Source organism: Desulfovibrio sp. 1188_IL3213 (genome assembly GCF_036763145.1).
GTDB lineage: Bacteria > Desulfobacterota > Desulfovibrionia > Desulfovibrionales > Desulfovibrionaceae > Desulfovibrio.
Map to the genome: position 1 here is coordinate 1 of NZ_JBAIYR010000226.1, position 3,676 is coordinate 3,676.

Consider the following 3,676-nt stretch of genomic DNA (forward strand, 5'->3'; position numbering starts at 1 on the left):
CATAAGGGCGGCCTTTTGGCCCGCCAGTTGCGCGGCGGCCTCATCCCGTTGCTGCGTCAGCATGTCGGCATCCAGACGCGCGAGAGGCTGGCCGTCAACCACGTAAGCCCCTTCGTCCACCAGCACTTCAGCAATGCGCCCACCTACCCGGAAAGCCAGATCAACCTGGCGGATGTCCACATTGCCATAGAGTGTGAGTGCGGCATTATTCCGGCCGGCCAACCAAAACCAGGTAAAAAAGATTGCCAGCAATACGGCCGCCACGGCGGCCGCACCCGCAACCTTACGAGAGATTTGCATGGGTCCCCCTGATGCATCAAGCGACTGACCTGAGGCCCGCCAGTGGCTGCGGGGCAACTTGCGGCACAAGGCGCGCCAAATGCCGGACTTTGTGTTTGCGCCGCAGCTGTTTACAGCGGCCGCGCATGAATCATAGCCAGAGCTGTATACCTTGTCCACTGGCTTGTGCCGGGCCGGGCGCAACCCCCGCCCCTGGCGGCCCGTTGAACCACTCTACGGCTCTAGAACATTTTCACTTTGAAACTGCTTTGGCGACTGCGTAAGTAAACGCAATTTATTTGCGCTGTTAAGCGCCGAAGTAAGTTTTGAGAATGTCCATTCTCGAAGTTTATCTGCTCTAGAGCATTTAACACTTGAAATGCTTGCTTACGGCAGGCAAAAGCCTGCCTGCTCGCATTTCGCGGCAAGGATTTTCAGGAAAATCCTTGCAGAGCAGTTGACTCGTTTCATTCGTAAACTGCTCTAAAGATGCCATATCCGAATCGCGCTGTCATGAACAGATTAAAATTTTTGAAAATTTCTTGCACGCCGGGCAGTCGGCAAAGCTGGAACAGCAGTCTGGGCGAACAACCCTGCCCAGGCCCACAGCAGAACGCGCGACCGCCTGCGTCCCGCTGTTCCACTTATTCCGCCTGTTCTGCCGGCCTTCCGTTGCGTCCCGCACACCTGTTTCGATAGCCCGAAAAGTAAAGCCCCCCGGAAATTCCGGGGGGCTTGCAGGATGCAGGACGACAGAAAAACTGTCGGCCCCAAAAGGGTCAGAAAACAACCAGGGTCAGGCAGTCACGTTCCCAGTCAGGCAAAACCTGACAGGCCGTCTTGCTATATTTCTGCGGTGTCGATGCCGCAGGCCCTGGCAACTCCCGCACCATAGGCCGGATCGGCCTTGGCGCAGTTGCGGATGTGCCGCAGTTTTATTTCCTTGGGGGCGTCGCCAAGGTTGCGGGCCGTATTGCCGAAAAGAGCTTCCTGCTGTTCCGGGGTCATCAGACGGAACAGTTTGCCCGGCTGCTCGAAGTAGTCCGCGTCATCGCAGGGGTAGGACCAGTGATCGGCATCGCCGTTGATTTTCAAGGGCGGTTCCGCAGCTGCGGGCTGTTCCTGCCATGCCCCGTAGCTGTTGGGTTCATAGTTGATATGGCCGCCGTAATTGCCGTCCACGCGCATCTGTCCATCGCGATGGTAACTGTGCATAGGGCAACGCGCCGCATTCACGGGGATAAGGTGATGGTTCACGCCCAGGCGATAGCGCTGGGTATCACCATAGGAGAACAGGCGCCCCTGAAGCATCTTGTCCGGCGAAAAGCCGATGCCGGGCACGATATTGGCAGGGTTGAACGCGGCCTGCTCCACTTCAGCAAAGTAGTTTTCAGGATTACGGTTCAGTTCCAGCACGCCCACTTCGTACATGGGTACGTCTTTGTGATACCAGACCTTGGTGAGGTCAAAGGGATGGTACGGCAGCTTTTCGGCGTCGACTTCAGGCATGACCTGCACAAAAAGCTTCCAGCGAGGAAAGTCGCCTTTTTCAATATGCTCATACAGATCGCGCTGATGGCTGTCGCGGTCGCGTCCCACGATCTCCTGGGCCTCGGCGTCGGTAAGATTTTTGATGCCCTGCTGGGTTTTAAAGTGAAACTTGACCCAGAAGCGCTCATTGTTGGCATTGATAAAGCTGAAGGTATGGCTGCCGAAACCGTGCATATGCCGGTATGAGGCCGGAATGCCGCGATCGCTCATGACCACGGTGACCTGGTGCAGGGCTTCGGGCAAGAGGGACCAGAAATCCCAGTTATCCTTGGCGCTGTGCATGTTGGTACGCGGATTGCGCTTGACCACATGGTTGAGGTCGGGAAACTTTAAAGGGTCCCGCAGAAAGAAGACGGGGGTATTGTTGCCCACAAGGTCAAAGTTGCCTTCATCGGTATAGAACTTGATAGCAAAACCGCGAATGTCACGCTCGGCATCAGCCGCGCCGCGCTCGCCCGCCACGGTGGAAAAACGCACAAAGAGATCGGTTTTTTTGCCTATCTGAGAAAAAAGAGAAGCCTTGGTGAATTGCGTGATATCGTGGGTGACCGTAAAGGTGCCGTAAGCGCCGGACCCCTTGGCGTGCATGCGCCGCTCCGGGATAACCTCACGGTCGAAATGGGCCAGTTTTTCAAGAAACCATACGTCCTGCAACAACATTGGCCCACGCGGCCCGGCAGTAAGAACCCTGTTGTTGTCAGCCACCGGCGCGCCGGCATTATTGGTAAGTTTGTTCTGGTCGTTCGACATAGTGGTCGTCTCCTTGGTTTGTCTGTGCAGTCCAGGCAAAATTGCGGCCCCGGACTCAGTGACCGCCTTTGCAGGAAGATGACATGGATAGGCCATTTTGTAAATAGTAATTATTACTATTTACGAACAACCGAATCTCTCCTCCCCTCTTTTCCTTGTTTTATTGCAATACTAGTGTGTTACAGCCGTCTTGCTGCGCAGGATGGGCTTGCCGAGGCTCAAACTCTCACAGGCATGCACCACTTCTTCGGCTCTGGCGTCGTTGCCGCGCAGCATCACAAAAACAACAAGCAGCTTGCCAGACCGCTGCATGCGGGTTCGCAGTCCGCGCCCCTCAAGACGCTGGCGCAGACTGTCCACACTTTCTTCGTCCTTGAAAGCTCCAACCTGAAATACATAGTCGAATGTATTGCTTACAGGTTGCAGACTGTGCAGCGTCACGGGCTGCTCGCCTGGCGCCGCTTGTGCCGCCCGTCCGGTGGAAGCTGACGCCACGGGTACGGGGGGCTGAACTGCCTTGGGATTTGCCTGTACCTGCGGCCCATGCGCCGGGGCCGCCGCCCCCTCGCCGGGCTTAAGCCCTTCGGTCATGCCCGGAGGCAGGCTTTCACCCCGCAGCACCCTGGCAAACCTCAATTCTTCAGGAGCCAAAATGTGCTGCTGCGGCGTGGCTTCTTCCTGCGGCTCGCCCTCAACCGCCTTGCCCTGCGTATTGCGGCTTGCCGTCTGCTGCGCCCCGTGGCTTCGCCAGTAGGCCCGGCCGCTCATGACGCCCCCCACATAGGCAAGCGCGATGGCCGCCACTATCAGAAAACACGCCGCCAGCAAAGAAGACGGCCGCAGACACAGGCATTTTGAAGGTTCTTCCTGGCCTGACGGTGACTTGCTACGAAACACTGGAGACATGCTTTTTCCTTTCTGTATTGGGAGTTGTGCGTGTGTCTCTTCGGAAAAAAGCGCACATACCACAACATAACAGGCGCGCCCCTGTGCGTAAAGTGCGGCCGCAGCGCCGGGCGAAGCCGTTGACTGCCCGCTTCATCTCTTTGCGCTCGGCGGCAATGCGGTCTTCGGCCATCATGCGGGCGCAGAGCGG

Annotated in this window: 2 protein-coding genes and 1 pseudogene; all 3 read right to left on the bottom strand. The window is 57.1% G+C overall.

What is annotated here, in order from left to right; translation table 11 throughout:
* Positions 1-300 (bottom strand): annotated as a pseudogene (locus tag V6C16_RS09255) (biotin/lipoyl-binding protein); the annotation flags it as partial.
* Positions 301-1,122: 822 nt separating this feature from the next.
* Positions 1,123-2,580, bottom strand: a complete 1,458-nt coding sequence (locus tag V6C16_RS09260; protein ID WP_333536024.1) for a catalase — start codon at positions 2,578-2,580, stop codon at positions 1,123-1,125.
* A gap of 171 nt (positions 2,581-2,751) precedes the next feature.
* Entirely contained in the window at positions 2,752-3,486 is a 735-nt protein-coding gene (locus V6C16_RS09265) for an SPOR domain-containing protein (RefSeq protein ID WP_333543062.1), read from the bottom strand.
* Between the last annotated feature and the right edge of the window lie 190 nt (positions 3,487-3,676).

Excerpts from the sequence above, each read along its gene's own strand:
- V6C16_RS09260 (WP_333536024.1), bottom strand. The coding sequence starts at position 2,580 with ATGTCGAACGACCAGAACAAACTTACCAATAATGCCGGCGCGCCGGTG.
- V6C16_RS09265 (WP_333543062.1), bottom strand. The coding sequence starts at position 3,486 with ATGTCTCCAGTGTTTCGTAGCAAGTCACCGTCAGGCCAGGAAGAACCT.